The sequence below is a fragment of the Salinibacterium sp. SWN248 genome (genome assembly GCF_015864575.1).
Taxonomy (GTDB): Bacteria; Actinomycetota; Actinomycetes; order Actinomycetales; family Microbacteriaceae; genus Rhodoglobus.
The window spans coordinates 852,919-868,512 of record NZ_JADYWW010000001.1; the positions used below are offsets into that span (position 1 = coordinate 852,919).

Below are 15,594 nucleotides of genomic sequence, written 5' to 3' on the forward strand. Positions count from 1 at the left end.
TCTCTAGCTCTATGGTGAGCCGTGAAGCTGAGCTGCGGAGCCGATGGGAGGGCCGTTCCTTAACTCAGTGATGCCCCGTCCGGACGAATCCGGGCGGGGCATCAGGTGCTGCGAAGTGCTGGTGGCTAGGTGCCGAGGGTTCCGAGGTAGAGGCCAATAACCTTGGGGTCATTGAGCAACTCGCGCCCGGTGCCTTCGTAGGCATCGTGGCCCTGGTCGAGAACGTAGCCGCGGTCACAGATTTGCAGGCAACGACGTGCGTTCTGCTCAACCATGATCGTGGTCACGCCGGCCTTGTTGATCTCCGATACGCGGATGAATGCCTCATCCTGCTTCACCGGCGAGAGCCCAGCAGACGGCTCGTCGAGAAGGAGAACGTGCGGATCCATCATGAGGGCGCGAGACATGGCGACCATTTGGCGTTCTCCACCCGAGAGCGAACCCGCGCGCTGCTTGAGGCGCGACTTCAACTCGGCGAAAATACCGGTCACAAACTCAAGACGCTCATCGTAGATCTTGGGGTTTTGGTACAGCCCCATCTGAAGGTTCTCTTCGATCGTCAGGCTCGGGAACACGTTGTTGTTTTGTGGAACAAAACCAACACCGCGCGCTACAAGCTTGTTTGCTTTGAGCCCGGTGATGTTGTCACCGTTGAGGGTGATTGATCCGCCGCGCACCTGTACCTGGCCGAAGATTGCCTTCAACAGGGTCGACTTGCCGGCACCGTTCGGACCAATAATTCCGATCAGTTCACCCGGGTTAGCGACCAAATTGCAGTCGTTGAGGATGTCGACGCCGGGCAGGTACCCTGCGGTCAGGTCCTTGACGTGGACAACCGCATTCTCGGTAGGGATTGCGTTCACTTGCCGGTCTCCTTGCGGTTAGCGATGTTTTCGTCGAGGTGTTTGACCTCCGCGGCGAGTTTGATCGCTTCAGTGTTGAGTTCGCCTTCGATGCGGCCCGTGACGATTCCCAGGTCGACATCCTGATGCGAACCGAGGTACGCATCGATGACGGCTTGGTTCTTCATGACCTCATCCGGGGGACCTTCAGCAACGACCTGACCCTCAGCCATCACGATTACCCAGTCGGCGATGTGACGCACCATGTGCATGTCGTGCTCGACGAACAGCACCGTCATGCCCTCTTCCTTCAGGTCGAGGATGTGGTCGAGCAGCGACTGAGTCAACGCGGGGTTAACACCGGCCATGGGCTCATCCAGCATCACCAGCGTCGGCTGGCTCATGAGGGCGCGAGCCATCTCGAGCAGCTTGCGCTGTCCACCGGAAAGGCTGGCGGCGAAGTCCGACGATTTAGCGTCGAGCTTGAACTTCTTGAGCAGAACGATTGCGCGTTCTTCGATCTCGGCTTCTTGCTTGCGCCAGAGGCTCGGGATCACGGCGCGGAAAATATTCTCCCCGATCTGATCCTTTGCGCCGAGTTTCATGTTCTCAAGCACCGTCAAAAGCCCGAGGGCCTTCGTCAGCTGGAACGTGCGCACCTGGCCGAGGCCGGCCACTTTGTGCGCGCCCATTCCGGCAAGCGAGTGTCCATCGAAAGTCCACTTGCCTTCGTCAGGCTTGTCGAAGCCGGTCAGAAGGTTGAACAGCGTCGTCTTACCGGCACCGTTCGGACCAATCAACGCGGTAATCGCATTGCGGGGGATCTCAACGTGGTCGACGTTCACCGCGGTGAGGCCACCGAAGGTTCGACGAATTCCGTCAGCGATGATGATCGGGTCGACCTTGGCGACACCAGGAACGATGTCACCCTTGTGGAGTCCGGTTGTCTTTGCTCGCTGCACCGGCGCAGCCGATGCGTCATTACTTGACAAAGGTCAGCTCCTTCTTGTTGCCGAGGATGCCCTGCGGTCGATAGATCACGAGCAACATCAGTGCCACACCCACAAGGATGAAACGCACCGTCTGCGACTGCGTCGTGGTCATGAACGGCAAGAGGCCGACGTTGACCATGGCGGGAAGCAGGTTGCTCAGGAGGGTTTGCACACCCCAGAAGATCACCGAACCGATAATCGGTCCGAAGATCGTTGCAGCTCCACCGAGCAGCAACGCGGTATAGACGAAGAACGTGAGCGACGTGACATACACGCCGGGGTTCACCGAGGCCGGGAGGGCGTAAATGATTCCACCCATGGCACCGAAGACACCACCGAGCATGAGCGACTGCAACTTGTACGAGAACACGTTCTTTCCGAGGGCGCGCACGGCATCCTCGTCTTCACGGATTCCCTTGATCACTCGACCCCACGGGCTGCGCATGACAGCCCAGAGGATGAAGGCAGCAAGCGCCAGAATTGCGATTCCGAAGATGCGAACCCACCAGCCGTTGGCGTTGTACTCCCACGGGCCGAAGCCGTAGGTGCCGTCAGGAATCGGGTTGAACGCACGGAAGCTCTCGTGGTAGCCACTCAGTCCATCGGCAGAGCCGGTGTACTTGTCGAACGTCGTGGTCAGGAACAACAGACGCACAACCTCGGCGGCCGCAATGGTCACGATCGCCAGGTAGTCACCGCGCAGTCGCAGGGTAGGAATACCGAGGATCAGGGCGAAGACAAGCGAGCCACCGACACCAACGAGCATGCCGCCCCACCACGGAAAACCGAAGGTGAGGATCGAGATCGCGTAGCCATAGGCGCCGATCGCCATGAAGGCGGCCATACCCATGTTGAGCAAACCGGTGAATCCGAAGTGCATGGCGAGTCCGAGCGCCGCAAGGGCGTACCCGATCGTTGCCGGTGCAATCAGTGATGACCCGGTGTTGGAGAGAATTTGCAGAATATCCATGAGCGGCCCCTAACCTATTCTCTCTTTGCGACCCAAGATGCCTTGTGGTCTGAACAACAAGACGATGATGAGCACGCCGAGCGCACCCACATACTTCAGGTCGGATGGGATGAAGAGGCTAGACGTCTCAACAAGAACGCCGACGATGATCGAGCCGACAAGCGCACCAAATGCTGTGCCCAGTCCACCGAGGGTTACCGCTGCGAAGACGAGCAGCAGAATCTGCGCCCCCATATCCCAGCGGATGCCTGGACGGAAGTAGGCCCACAGCACGCCGGCGAGGCCGGCCATGGCTGCAGCGAGGATCCAGACCACACGGACGACCTGGTCGACGTCGATTCCGGATGCCGCTGCCAGCGACGGGTTGTCGGAGACGGCGCGAGTTGCCTTACCGATCTTGGTCTTAACGAGCCACCACGCGAAGATCACGATCACGACGATGCTGATGACCATGCTGATCATGTTGGTTTGGCTGAGCGATACCGATCCGAAGAGCGGAATATCGGGGGAGTCGGAGCCGGGCAGTTGCTCGGTTCCTCCTCCACGGAAGTACTGGAAGGTATAGCGAAGTGCCAGCGACAGACCGATTGACACGATCATGAGCTGAACGATACCGACGCCCTTCTTGCGCAGCGGTTTCCAGAGCGCGGCATCGAGTGACCACCCGAAGCCGGCACTGAGGAGCACGGCAAGGGGTATCGCTATCCAGACGGGCCAACCGAGGTCGACCGACACAATGAGTGCCATCACCGCACCGAAGGTCACCATTTCTGCGTGCGCAAAGTTGGAGAGCCCGGTGGTTCCGTAAACGAGCGAGATGCCGATGGCAGCGAGGCCGAGCATCAGTCCGAAGTTCACGCCGTTGACGATACGTTCGACGAACTGATCGAAGAAGCTTGTGACGTTGCGTTCACCGCGGCCGATAAAGAAGTTCATAACGGTCGAGCCGCTGGGCCCGATCATCGCCTCTTTGACGTTGGGAGTGTCGTCGTCGCCCACCTCGTCGATTACCGCAATGCCCTCGGGCAGCGTGTCTTCGTTGAGAGTGACAGTGAATTCGTCACCGTCGGGAACGCCGACTTTCCAGCGACCATCAGCATCCGTGGCTACTTCAACCTCGTAGCCGCCGCCAGAGATGGTGAGAAGTACACCCTCTAGCGCCACGCTCTCGAGCTTGACGTTACCGATGATGCTGTTGTCGTATTCGTCGACGTTAACCTCGTCGGCCATTGCAGGCATGGCCATCAGAGAGAAGGCGGCAGAAAGAGCAACAATGAGTGCTACAAGCACTCCTCGTCTATTTTTCCGTCGCGTGCGGCGATATTCCGCTGTGTTCACAGGACCTCCAGGAAGGGACCCAGCCGGAATCGAGAATCCCAGCGGGTTCTGACGTGTCGACGGCAATGACGACACCGGCCGATTGCGGTCCGACATACAAATGCTTGTCGGGTACAAAGCGGTGAAGCCATTATGCGGGGGAATGTTCTGGCATGAAACCCGTTAATATTGATTGGCCGGAGATTTAACACAAGATCACCGGTTTCGCGCTCCCGCCGTAAGGAAGATTTAACATGGAACAGCCAGACCCCTTCGGCTTCGTCGGCCTCACCTATGACGACGTAATGCTTTTGCCCGGGCACACCGATGTAATTCCAAGCGATGCTGACACCAGTTCACGTCTCACCCGCAGAATCCGGGTGTCTTCGCCGCTTATTTCATCGGCAATGGACACGGTTACCGAGGCTCGAATGGCCATTGCGATGGCCCGCAACGGTGGTCTTGGGGTGCTTCACCGCAACCTCTCGATCGACGATCAGGCGGCCTACGTCGACAAGGTCAAACGCAGCGAATCGGGCATGATTACCAATCCGGTAACAACTACGCAACAAGCGACTGTTGCCGAAGTGGACGCCCTCTGTGGCCAGTTCCGTGTCTCTGGTCTTCCTGTCGTGGAAGAAGACGGAACACTCGTCGGAATCATCACGAACCGTGACATGCGGTTCATCGAGCCAGAAGATATGGATTCGGTGCTCGTGCGCGACGTCATGACGACGACGCCGCTCGTGACCGCTCCAGTCGGCATCGACCGCGAGGGCGCCATCGCCCTCCTGAACAAGCACAAGATCGAGAAGCTGCCTCTCGTCGACGACGCAGGCAAGCTCAGCGGTCTCATCACGGTCAAGGACTTTGAGAAGACCGACCAATACCCCAACGCCACTAAAGACGAAGAAGGACGACTGCGCGTAGGAGCGGCAATCGGTTTCTTCGGCGACGCGTGGGAGCGCGCCGAGCGCTTGCGCGATGCTGGTGTTGACCTCATCGTGGTCGACACCGCCAATGGCGAGTCCGCTGGCGTGATCGATATCGTTCGTCGCCTCAAGGCTGACTCGTCGTTTGACGCGATCGACATCATCGGCGGCAACGTTGCTACTCGCGCGGGTGCTCAAGCGCTCATCGATGCAGGGGTGGATGCCGTCAAGGTCGGCGTTGGCCCCGGATCGATCTGCACGACCCGTGTCGTGGCCGGTGTCGGAGTACCGCAGGTGACCGCCGTGTACGAAGCGTCACTCGCAGCCCGGGAGGCCGGCATCCCGGTCATCGCTGATGGTGGCCTCCAGTATTCCGGTGACATCGCCAAGGCACTCGTTGCCGGTGCTGAGACCGTCATGCTCGGTTCGTTGCTCGCCGGAACCGATGAGAGCCCCGGCGACCTCATCTTCCTCAACGGCAAGCAGTTCAAGAGCTACCGCGGAATGGGTTCGCTCGGCGCCATGCAGACGCGAGGTAAAAAGACGTCCTACTCGCGCGACCGCTACTTCCAGGCTGATGTGCCGTCGGATGACCAGCTCATCCCTGAGGGCATCGAGGGCCAGGTTCCTTACCGTGGCCCCGTTTCTACCGTTATGTACCAGTTGCTCGGTGGTCTTCGTCAGTCGATGTTCTACACGGGAGCTCGCACCATTGAGGAGCTCCAGCAGAAGGGCAAGTTTGTGCGGATTACCGCCGCAGGCTTGAAAGAATCGCACCCCCACGACATCCAGATGGTTGTTGAGGCGCCGAACTACCGTCGCTAACACGCGCACTCGTCTTGGCCGTTGCGCCCGGAAGTGAGTGAGCGAGAGACACTGAAGGCCTGCTGGAGCAATTGCTTCCAGCAGGCCTTCTGTCGTGAAGGGAGGTGTGTGCGTGCGCCCTTAAGCGGAGACGTCGCGGCGGTTGAAGACGACTCCGCCGAGCGCGAGCACAACGGCCGAGATGCCGAAGATGAGGCCGAGGGAACCCCCGTCGACTCCCTCGCTCAGCGGTGAATTGCCGAACGCCCAATGGTACGGGGAGAGGCTGTGGAGCCATTCGACATCGGCACTTTGGTTGCCGAGCGAGTTAAGAATGTAGCCCAGCAGGGAGATTCCGGCCGCAGCGGCGGAGGCGAAGGCGCGGCGACCGGTGATGGCGCCGACGGCGAGGCCGAAACTGGCTGCGAGCACTCCCAGACCGAGTAGCGCCGCGCATCCAGCGACCACGTGGGCAGGCTCGAGGTCGATTCCTGAGGAATCGTTGAGCGCGAGAATCAGCAGCGCCGAGACGATGCTGAGCCATAGCAGTCGGAGCATGACGCCGAGACTGCGCTCGACCATGATCTGCACTCGAGAGACGCCGTGGGCGAGAGTGAGTTCGAGCGAGCCCGATTCTTCGTCGCCTGCGATTGCGGCCGAGCTCCAGAGCGTGGCGGCAATAGTGAACAGAACGAAGCCGATCAGGCCGAGGAACGTGGCCTGGACATAGCCGGCGCCGCTCGTGAGGTCCTCGAAACCGAGAGTGCTCGAAAGCCCCTCGGGAATCGATTTGATGACCTCATCGAAGCCCGCGTTCTCGCCCGAGAACGACGAATACAACGGAACATAGAGAAAGATCGCGCCGGCAACTCCGGCAGTCCAGCCGAGCAGGCCACGCCAAGAATCAGCGAGATTGCGGCGAGTGAGCGGGAGAAAGCTGGCGCTCGTGGGCTGACTCATTTGGTTGCCTCATTCGAGTAGAGATCGATGACTGACGATTCGAGATCTTGCTCTTCAACCCGAAGGTCGACCACGTGGAACGAGGCGATCGCCTTGACGAGCGCGTCGATGTGTCCCTCGACCGTGCCGGTGACGTGCACCACATCGCCAGCCGTGACGGTGAGATTGTCGAGTTGAGGCAGCGCAATCAGTGCCGTGCGGATGTCGTCGGCTGCGGCATCCGTGAAGTCAATGACAACGCGGCGGATGGCGCTCGCTCGCAGGCTGGCAACGTCACCCACTTTCACCACGGTGCCGTTGCGCAGCACCGCGACCTGATCGGCAGCGTTCTGGATCTCGCTCAAGACGTGCGAGCTGAGGAACACCGTTTGGCCATTGTGTTGGGCTTCGCGCACCATCGAGAGGAACTCTTGTTGCACCAGAGGGTCGAGGCCGCTCGTAGGTTCGTCGAGCACGAGCAGTTTCGGCTCGTGCATGAAGGCCTGAACGAGCCCCAGCTTCTGCTTGTTGCCTTTGGAGAGCGTGCGCACGTGGCGAGTGATGTCGAGCCCTAAACGCTCAGAGAGCGCGTCGATGCGGCCGGGCGCGACGGGGCCGCTGATCGCGGCATAGTGCTTGAGTAATGAGCGGCCAGTGATGCGGCCCTCGAGGAGCAGTTCCCCCGGCAGGAATCCGATGTCACGGCGCAGCGCAGCGCCGCCAGCGATGGGGGACTTGCCGAGCACCGTGGCGCTGCCGGACGTGGGGCGAATGATGTCAAGCAGCAGCCGCATGGCGGTTGTCTTGCCAGCACCGTTGGGACCAATCATGCCGAACACGCTGCCGGTTTCGACGGCGAGGTCGAGGCCTTCGAGGGCACTATTGCTGCCGTAGCGCTTGGTGAGCGCGTGGGTTTCTATGGCGTAAGTCATGGGTGGGGCCGGAGCCCGGTCCTTCCTAGGAGGGAGTGGTTGAGGGGGTGTAGATGCCGTGGGTGTAGAGCTCGAGGGCGGCATTGCCCATGCGGCTGAGGCTGTCGAGGCCGAAGTGGCTGCTGCCGAGGCTGCGAGCGATGTGGCTTTGCAGGGTGAGTGTCGACAGGCTGTGGGTGACGAGGAGCACAGCGCGGGCGTGCTCGTCGGCGGTTGGAGTGATGGCGCCGCTGGCTACTCCCTCGCGCAGCATCGTGTGGGACATCTCGACAAAGCGGTCGAAGAGGTCGGCGCCCGCGACAGAGTCATCGGTGAAGAGGCGACTCAGGTAGATAAGCCAGGGCTCGAAGGTGGCGAGGTCGGCGTACCACTCGCTTACTGCCGCGCTCACGTCTCCTTCACCCAGTCCTGTTTTGCGGTGGGTGACCTCCGTGATGATGAAGTCATCGCACGCGGCTTTGAGTTCGCGCATGCTTCCAAAGTGGTGGATGACGAGGCCAGCGCTCACGCCGGCCTCCGTTGCTACGGCGCGGGCGCTCGTTGCGGCGAACCCGTTACGCCCGATGAGACGAATTGCGGCGTCACGGATGCGGGCTTTGGTGGTGGAGTCATCCGATCTTGAACGCATGTTTAACAAACTAAACAGTTGTTTAATGGTTGTCAATGGTGGCAGGTTCCACCCAATCCTGGGCGCGGTAGGCTGGAGTAGTGAATGATTTCGAGATTGGCCGCGCCAAGCGCGCTCGCCGCGTCTACTCCTTTGATGACATCGCTATTGTGCCGTCGCGCCGTACGCGTGACCCCCGCGATGTGTCGGTGAGCTGGACGATTGACGCCTACACGTTCGACATCCCCGTGATCGCTGCTCCGATGGACTCCGTGGTTTCGCCAGCAACAGCAATTGCGATGGGAAAGCTCGGCGGGCTGGGAGTGCTCGACCTCGAAGGTCTCTGGACCCGGTACGAGAACCCCGAACCCGTTCTCGAAGAAATCCGTTCGCTGCCCGCCGACCAGGCGACCGCACGGATGCAGCAGCTGTATGCCGAGCCGATTAAGCCCGAGCTTGTCACTCAGCGTCTCGCCGAGATCCGCGAAGCCGGAGTGCCCGTCGCTGGCGCACTAAGCCCGCAACGCACACAAGAGCTGTACCAAACAGTGGTGGATGCCGGAGTCGACCTGTTCGTCATCCGCGGCACGACCGTGAGTGCCGAGCACGTCTCCAAGACGACTGAGCCGCTCAACCTCAAGGAATTCATCTACGAACTCGACGTGCCCGTGATTGTGGGCGGTGCCGCAACCTACACCGCAGCACTGCACCTCATGCGCACCGGAGCCGCCGGAGTGCTCGTCGGATTTGGTGGCGGAGCCTCCAGCACCACGCGCACTGCCCTCGGCATCCACGCTCCCATGGCAACAGCGGTTGCCGATGTTGCTGGCGCCCGCCGCGACTACATGGACGAGTCGGGTGGACGCTACGTTCACGTCATCGCCGATGGTGGCCTCGGCACAAGTGGCGACATCGTGAAAGCGATCTCCGTCGGCGCCGACGCCGTCATGCTCGGCAGCACCCTTGCCCGCGCGACCGAAGCTCCTGGTGGCGGTTACCACTGGGGCCAAGAGGCCCACCACTCCGAACTTCCCCGCGGAAACCGTGTCGAAGTTGGGCAGCTTGCTCCTCTCGCAGAAATCCTCAACGGGCCATCGTCACACCCAAACGGTCAGTCGAACCTCATCGGTGCGCTGCGTCGCTCGATGGCCACCACCGGTTACTCCGACCTCAAGGAATTCCAACGGGTCGATGTTGTTGTTGCTCCGTACAATCCGCTGTAGCTAAACCCACGTTCACGTCAACTGGCGCTGGAGGAAAACAATGGTCAAGCCTCGATCGATTGCCCCGACAGCACCGCTGAGCGCTGAGCAACGAACAGCAGCCATTGCGGCGCTGCGCGACACTGAACTCGACATCCTCGTGATCGGTGGCGGCATCGTCGGCACGGGCAGCGCCTTGGATGCCGTGACGCGCGGCCTCAACGTCGGCATGGTTGAGGCGCGTGACTGGGCCTCAGGCACGTCGAGCCGGTCCTCGAAGCTCGTGCACGGCGGCATCCGGTATCTGGAACAGCTTGATTTTCGGCTGGTGCGTGAAGCGCTCAAGGAGCGTGGACTGCTGCTACAGCGGCTTGCTCCTCATCTGGTGAAACCGGTGCGGTTTCTTTACCCCGTGACGAAGCCGGTCTTTGAGCGGCTATATATCGGTGCCGGAATGTTGCTCTACGATCTTCTGAGTTACACGGGTGGGCGACCTCCCGGAGTGCCTCATCACCGTCACCTGACGCGCGGCCAGATGCTGCGGGCGGCGCTGAGCTTGCGCGCTGATGCCTTCCGCGGCGGACTTACGTACTACGACGCTCAAGTCGATGACGCCCGCTATGTATCGACGCTCGCGCGCACCGCGAGCTTCTATGGCGCTCACGTTGCGAACCGTGTTCGGGTCGAAGATTTTGTCAAGGTCGGCGAGCGTGTTGTCGGTGTGCTGGCGCACGATCTTGAGACGGGCGAGAAGTTTGAGATTCGCGCCAAGCAGGTTGTCAACGCCACCGGCGTGTGGACCGATGACACTCAGGCGATGGTCGGTACGCGTGGCCAGTTCAAGGTGCGAGCGTCCAAAGGGGTGCACCTCGTGGTGCCGCGCGATCGTTTCCAATCGAAGCTGGGGCTGCTGCTGCGCACCGAAAAGAGCGTGCTCTTTGTCATTCCGTGGGGCCGTCATTGGCTCATCGGCACCACCGACACTGACTGGGATCTCGACAAAGCGCATCCCGCTGCCACGGCGGCCGATATCGACTATTTGCTGGCGCATGTCAATAAAGTACTGGCCGTTCCGCTAACCCGTGATGATGTCGAAGGTGTCTATGCTGGCCTCCGCCCGCTGCTCGCGGGGGAGTCAGACCTCACGTCAAAGCTCAGCCGCGAACACATTGTCGCCCACAGCGTTCCCGGTCTCGTTGTTGTCGCCGGTGGCAAGTGGACGACCTACCGCATCATGGCCAAGGACGCTGTGGATGCCGCGGTCGACGCTCTCGACGGCAAGATTTCGCCGAGCATCACCGAAGAGGTCGCACTGCTCGGAGCCGAGGGCTACCGAGCTGCGTGGAACAAGCGCGCCGCCCTCGCGCGCAACTACGACGTGCACAAGTCGCGCGTTGAACATCTTCTCAACCGCTACGGTGTGCTCGCCACCGAGGTGCTTGAGCTTGTGCGCGCGACGCCAAGTCTGGCCGAAGCGCTCCCCGGTGCAGACGACTACATCGCAGCCGAGATCGTGTATGCCACGAGTGCCGAAGGCGCGCTTCACCTCGACGACGTGCTCGCTCGCCGCACACGTATATCGATTGAGGCATGGGATCGCGGAGTCTCCGCCGCGCCCGTCGCGGCAGAACTCATGGCTGGTGTGCTGGGGTGGGATAAAGCCCGTACTCAGACGGAAGTTGAGCGCTACCTACAACGGGTCGACGCAGAATTGGCGAGCCAAAAGCAGCCCGACGACGAGTCGGCTGACAGGGTTCGCCTCGCGGCACCAGATATTGTTAGCGAGTGAGTACGAGCAATTCCCCCCTGAGCACGCCAGCCCCCAACACTGAGCCAGCGACGATGTGGGAAATCGCGCGTCGACCGCGCTGGATCGGCGCCCTCGTCTTGGCTCTCGCTATTGCCGCCAGTTTCGCAGCCCTCGGCCAGTGGCAGCTCAGCCGCAGCCTCGAGGGCGGCGAGATCACCGAGCAGCAGAGCGAGAGCGTCGTCGAACTCGATTCGGTTGCTACCGCCCAAGAGCCGCTGTCGTACCTCACGACAGGTCAAACGGTCACGCTCACGGCTGAGCTCATTGCGGGCGACTACGTCATCCTCTCCGACCGCAACAACGACAGCCAAGGAATGGGCTACTGGGTCGTCGCTCATGGAGTTGAACCGAGCGGTGCGAGTATCGCCATCGCGTTGGGCTGGGCCGAGTCGGCGGATGCTGCGGCATCCGCTGTCGCTGATTTGGACACGATGGCGACCACGGTGACGATCACCGGAAGGCTGCTGCCAACCGAGTCGCCCCAACAGTCTGACTTTGAAGAGGGGGAGCGCAGCGCACTCGCTGTCTCTGAACTCGTGAACCTGTGGTCAGAGGTTCCGGCGGGAACCTACGGCGGATATGTCATCAGCTTCGATGCTCCCGCGGGTCTCGAGACGATTGATTCGCCCCCGCCATCGACCGAGGTTTCGCTCAACCTGCTCAACGTGTTCTACGCCGTTGAATGGGTAGTGTTCGCGGGATTCGCCGTCTTCCTTTGGTTCCGCCTTGTGCGGGATGTGTGGGAAGAGGAGCGCGAAGCTCGCAGCTCTGACGCGGCCGTAGACTAGAGCCATGGCTCTCGGTCCCCGGCTTTCAGATATTCCCAGCATTCGACGCACTCTTTCGTTCTACAAGGTGTCGTCGATCGTCACCGGTACCTTCCTGCTTGTGCTGTGCCTCATGATGATCTTTCGCTACGGACTCGGCGGCGACATCGAGCTGAACGGCCCTTCCGCTTTCTTGACGCTCACGCCAAAAGAGCTCGTACAGGGCATCAACGTATCGACGATCATCCTCATCGTTCACGGCTGGCTTTACGTCTTCTATGTCGCCGCAGACTTCATCCTGTGGCGTCTCACGCGTTACTCGTTCCTGCGCTTCCTTTACATCGCCCTCGGTGGTGTCATCCCTTTTCTGTCGTTCTTCCTCGAACGTCAGGTACCGCGACTCGTTGAGACGAAGATCGCGACCCTCGAATCCGCTGCAGCTGCGAAAGCGGCCGGCGCTGACTCCGCAAAGGCAACTGCATGACCGACTCCACGGCCACATCCGCAGACACGAATGCTCGCCCCGTACTCGTCGTCGACTTTGGCGCCCAGTACGCGCAATTGATCGCACGTCGCGTTCGCGAAGCCAACGTGTACAGCGAGATTGTTCCTCACACCATCACCGCTGAAGAGATCGCGGCCAAGAACCCGGCCGGCATCGTGCTGAGCGGTGGCCCCTCAAGCGTTTACGAGCCTGGCTCGCCCGACCTTGACCCTGGCATCCTCAAGCTGGGTGTTCCTGTTTTTGGTATTTGCTACGGCTTCCAGGTGATGGCCCGTCAGCTCGGTGGCACTGTCGCAAAGACGGGGCTGCGCGAATACGGCGCTACCGACATGACTGTTCAGGGCGGTGGCGGAAACCTCTTGGGCGACCAGCCGTCGGAGCAAACGGTGTGGATGAGTCACGGCGATGCCGTCACTGAAGCTCCGGAAGGGTTCGCCGTGTTGGCGAGCAGCGAAGCGACTCCGGTTGCCGCGTTCTCCAGCGTTGAGCGCGGGTTGTATGGCGTTCAGTGGCACCCCGAGGTCAAGCACTCGACGCACGGTCAAGACCTGCTCGAAAACTTCTTGCACGACGCTGCGGGCATCCCCGCCGACTGGAACAGCGGCAACGTAATCGCTGAGCAGGTCGACCGTATTCGTGAACAGGTCGGTTCGGCCAAGGTCATTTGTGGTCTTTCTGGCGGAGTCGATTCCGCTGTCGCAGCCGCGATCGTGCACAAGGCTGTTGGCGACCAACTCGTCTGCATCTTTGTTGACCACGGTCTGCTGCGTCAGGATGAGCGTCGTCAGGTTGAAGAGGACTACGTCGCCTCGACCGGTGTGCGACTCGTCACCGTTGATGCCGTTGACCAGTTCATGGATGCTCTCGCCGGAGTCACTGACCCCGAGACGAAGCGCAAGATCATCGGCCGCGAGTTCATCCGCAGCTTTGAGAATGCTGCCGAAGCACTCGTGCTCGAGAGCAAGGACGGCGAAGACACCGTGAAGTTCTTGGTGCAGGGAACGCTGTACCCGGATGTTGTGGAAAGTGGCGGAGGAACCGGCACCGCCAACATCAAGAGCCACCACAACGTTGGCGGTCTCCCCGAAGACTTGCAGTTTGCTCTCGTGGAACCGCTGCGCACCCTGTTCAAGGATGAGGTGCGTGCGATCGGTCGCGAGCTGGGATTGCCGGAGGTCATTGTTGGCCGCCAGCCGTTCCCTGGCCCCGGCCTCGGCATCCGCATCATCGGTGAAGTCACACACGACCGTCTTGAGCTGCTGCGCAAGGCCGACGCGATCGCTCGCGCCGAGCTCACCGCTGCTGGTCTTGATGACACGATTTGGCAGTGCCCCGTAGTTCTTCTCGCCGACGTTCGTTCAGTGGGTGTGCAGGGCGACGGTCGTACTTACGGTCACCCGATCGTGCTTCGCCCGGTGTCGTCGGAAGACGCGATGACCGCCGACTGGACTCGACTTCCGTACGACGTACTCGCCAAGATTTCTAACCGCATCACCAACGAGGTGGATGGGGTTAACCGCGTGGTTCTCGACGTCACGTCGAAGCCGCCAGGAACCATCGAGTGGGAATAGCGCTTTAACGACAAAGCCCCCGTCACTCGGCTACTGCCGAAGTGACGGGGGCTTTGTCGTTGCGAGACGGTGGCGCTAGTCGCGAAGGATCGCGAAGAAGCGCAGCAGCTCGAGGTACAGCCACACGACGGTGATCATGATGCCGAAGGTGCCCTTCCAGCCGAAGGCGCGGGGTGCGCCGTTGGCGGCACCCTTCTGGATGAAGTCGAAGTCGAGCACGAGCGAGTACGCCGCCATGATGACGACGAGCACACCGAGAACGGCACCGAACGGAATACCGAGGATGGGGATTTCCGCGCTGCGGAGGCCGAAGGCGTCGTCGGTCGCTCCGGTGAGCATCATGACCATGTTCACGAGCGCGAAGACCATGTAACCGACCATCGCGATGAGGAAGACCTTGGTGGCCTTCTTGGATGCACGAATCTTGCCGCTCGCGAAGAGTGCGAGCGTGACGCCGACAACGACGATCGTCGCAATGACGGCCTGGGTGACGACTCCGCTATAGGCGTTCTCGTAGAAACGCGAGATGCCACCAACGAACACACCTTCGACCGCCGAGTAGGCAAGGACGAGGGCGCCGGAGGGCTGCTTCTTGAAGATGTTGACGAGGGCGAGTACGAAGCCCACGAGACCAGCGCCCATCCACAACAGTGGCATGTCGGCAATCCAGCCGATGGCGGCGCCGACGAGCAGAAGCGCGAAGGCCCCTACGGTCTTAGCGATGGTGTCTTCGACGGTCATGACATCGCCGGAGTCGGGAGCCGACTCACGGTTGTACATGTCGTTAAGTTTTTGGTTGGATACCTGGTTCGCGACGGCGATTCCGCCGCGCGAGCTAAATGCAGCATCGCGGGAGAAAGCGGGGTTATTGAGTGCCATGATTCCTCTGGTTGGTGTGGTGTCACACGTTTGTGACGCACCCTTAAAACTACCGGAGTTCGCTGAGAAATGCCGCGTTTTAGCGCCGGGAGGCTGCGCTGACAGCGATCAGCCGAGCAAGCCAGGCTGCCGCCACGAGAACGACGAACGAAATGGCGAGTGCCTGAGGCATCTGCGAGTACTCCTGATAGAACCGCGGCAGGATGATGCCGTTGGCAATCGGGAGGGCAAGCGCGAGATACGAGATGAGCGGCCGGTGTCGCACGATGAGCCAGCACAGCAGCGGAATCACGAGGGTCCACATCGACATGGGGCCCGTGAGCATGAGCCAGATTTGGGTGACGGCGGGCAGGGCCACGATCATCCGTCGCCAGCCTTTGGCGGGCATGATCGAGTACCCGACGACCGTCGATGTGGTGCCGATGAGCAAAATGATGAGCGTGTAATTGTTGGCGCCCTGCAGATGCATTGCGCCCGCGATGATGAGCACTAACCCCGCGTAATAACGGTCAGCGTAGTGACCCC

Annotated in this window: 15 protein-coding genes; 6 read left to right on the forward strand and 9 right to left on the reverse strand. The window is 60.9% G+C overall.

The window, feature by feature from the left end; genetic code table 11:
- Window positions 1-125: 125 nt before the first annotated feature.
- The 4 genes from I6E73_RS03990 to I6E73_RS04005 are packed head-to-tail and all read right to left on the reverse strand — an operon-like array spanning window position 126 to window position 4,094.
- On the reverse strand, window positions 126-863 hold the full coding sequence (locus I6E73_RS03990; RefSeq protein WP_197106410.1) for an ABC transporter ATP-binding protein: 738 nt from the start codon (window positions 861-863) through the stop codon (window positions 126-128).
- Entirely contained in the window at window positions 860-1,834 is a 975-nt protein-coding gene (locus tag I6E73_RS03995; protein ID WP_197123277.1) for an ABC transporter ATP-binding protein, read from the reverse strand. The genes I6E73_RS03990 and I6E73_RS03995 overlap by 4 nt, the downstream gene beginning before the upstream one ends.
- Window positions 1,824-2,804: a branched-chain amino acid ABC transporter permease gene (locus I6E73_RS04000; RefSeq protein ID WP_197106408.1), complete on the reverse strand. Its 981-nt coding sequence runs from the start codon at window positions 2,802-2,804 to the stop codon at window positions 1,824-1,826. The genes I6E73_RS03995 and I6E73_RS04000 overlap by 11 nt, the downstream gene beginning before the upstream one ends.
- Window positions 2,805-2,813: 9 nt before the next feature.
- Window positions 2,814-4,094 carry a branched-chain amino acid ABC transporter permease gene (locus tag I6E73_RS04005; protein WP_197123279.1) on the reverse strand — a complete coding sequence of 427 codons (1,281 nt, stop codon included), beginning with the start codon at window positions 4,092-4,094 and terminating at the stop codon, window positions 2,814-2,816.
- A gap of 281 nt (window positions 4,095-4,375) precedes the next feature.
- On the opposite strand from I6E73_RS04005, the gene guaB reads away from it, so the two are divergent.
- Entirely contained in the window at window positions 4,376-5,878 is a 1,503-nt protein-coding gene (gene guaB, locus I6E73_RS04010) for an IMP dehydrogenase (RefSeq protein ID WP_197106406.1), read from the forward strand.
- Window positions 5,879-5,998: 120 nt separating this feature from the next.
- Here guaB and I6E73_RS04015 read toward each other — a convergent pair whose 3' ends face one another.
- Genes I6E73_RS04015 through I6E73_RS04025 form a run of 3 tightly spaced genes read right to left on the reverse strand, consistent with a single transcriptional unit; the run spans window position 5,999 to window position 8,356 of the window.
- The gene (locus I6E73_RS04015; protein WP_197106405.1) at window positions 5,999-6,817 is read right to left on the reverse strand and encodes an ABC transporter permease subunit; all 819 of its coding nucleotides are present in this window, start codon (window positions 6,815-6,817) and stop codon (window positions 5,999-6,001) included.
- Window positions 6,814-7,728: an ABC transporter ATP-binding protein gene (locus I6E73_RS04020; protein ID WP_197123281.1), complete on the reverse strand. Its 915-nt coding sequence runs from the start codon at window positions 7,726-7,728 to the stop codon at window positions 6,814-6,816. The genes I6E73_RS04015 and I6E73_RS04020 overlap by 4 nt, the downstream gene beginning before the upstream one ends.
- Window positions 7,729-7,753: 25 nt before the next feature.
- Window positions 7,754-8,356, reverse strand: a complete 603-nt coding sequence (locus I6E73_RS04025; protein WP_197123283.1) for a TetR family transcriptional regulator — start codon at window positions 8,354-8,356, stop codon at window positions 7,754-7,756.
- Window positions 8,357-8,436: 80 nt separating this feature from the next.
- On the opposite strand from I6E73_RS04025, the gene I6E73_RS04030 reads away from it, so the two are divergent.
- The 5 genes from I6E73_RS04030 to guaA are packed head-to-tail and all read left to right on the forward strand — an operon-like array spanning window position 8,437 to window position 14,190.
- Window positions 8,437-9,558: a GuaB3 family IMP dehydrogenase-related protein gene (locus I6E73_RS04030; protein WP_197106402.1), complete on the forward strand. Its 1,122-nt coding sequence runs from the start codon at window positions 8,437-8,439 to the stop codon at window positions 9,556-9,558.
- A 40-nt stretch (window positions 9,559-9,598) separates the two neighbouring features.
- The gene (locus tag I6E73_RS04035; protein ID WP_197123285.1) at window positions 9,599-11,326 is read left to right on the forward strand and encodes a glycerol-3-phosphate dehydrogenase/oxidase; all 1,728 of its coding nucleotides are present in this window, start codon (window positions 9,599-9,601) and stop codon (window positions 11,324-11,326) included.
- The gene (locus I6E73_RS04040) at window positions 11,323-12,135 is read left to right on the forward strand and encodes an SURF1 family cytochrome oxidase biogenesis protein (protein WP_307784217.1); all 813 of its coding nucleotides are present in this window, start codon (window positions 11,323-11,325) and stop codon (window positions 12,133-12,135) included. Before I6E73_RS04035 ends, I6E73_RS04040 begins: the two co-directional genes overlap by 4 nt.
- A gap of 4 nt (window positions 12,136-12,139) precedes the next feature.
- On the forward strand, window positions 12,140-12,598 hold the full coding sequence (locus I6E73_RS04045; RefSeq protein WP_197106400.1) for a DUF3817 domain-containing protein: 459 nt from the start codon (window positions 12,140-12,142) through the stop codon (window positions 12,596-12,598).
- Window positions 12,595-14,190 (forward strand): glutamine-hydrolyzing GMP synthase, encoded by a 1,596-nt coding sequence (guaA, locus tag I6E73_RS04050; RefSeq protein WP_197123287.1) that lies wholly within the window; start codon window positions 12,595-12,597, stop codon window positions 14,188-14,190. The genes I6E73_RS04045 and guaA overlap by 4 nt, the downstream gene beginning before the upstream one ends.
- Window positions 14,191-14,265: 75 nt before the next feature.
- Here guaA and I6E73_RS04055 read toward each other — a convergent pair whose 3' ends face one another.
- Window positions 14,266-15,069, reverse strand: coding sequence for a Bax inhibitor-1/YccA family protein (locus tag I6E73_RS04055; RefSeq protein ID WP_197109503.1), 804 nt, complete (start codon window positions 15,067-15,069; stop codon window positions 14,266-14,268).
- A gap of 79 nt (window positions 15,070-15,148) precedes the next feature.
- Window positions 15,149-15,559, reverse strand: a complete 411-nt coding sequence (locus tag I6E73_RS04060) for a hypothetical protein (protein ID WP_231599646.1) — start codon at window positions 15,557-15,559, stop codon at window positions 15,149-15,151.
- Between the last annotated feature and the right edge of the window lie 35 nt (window positions 15,560-15,594).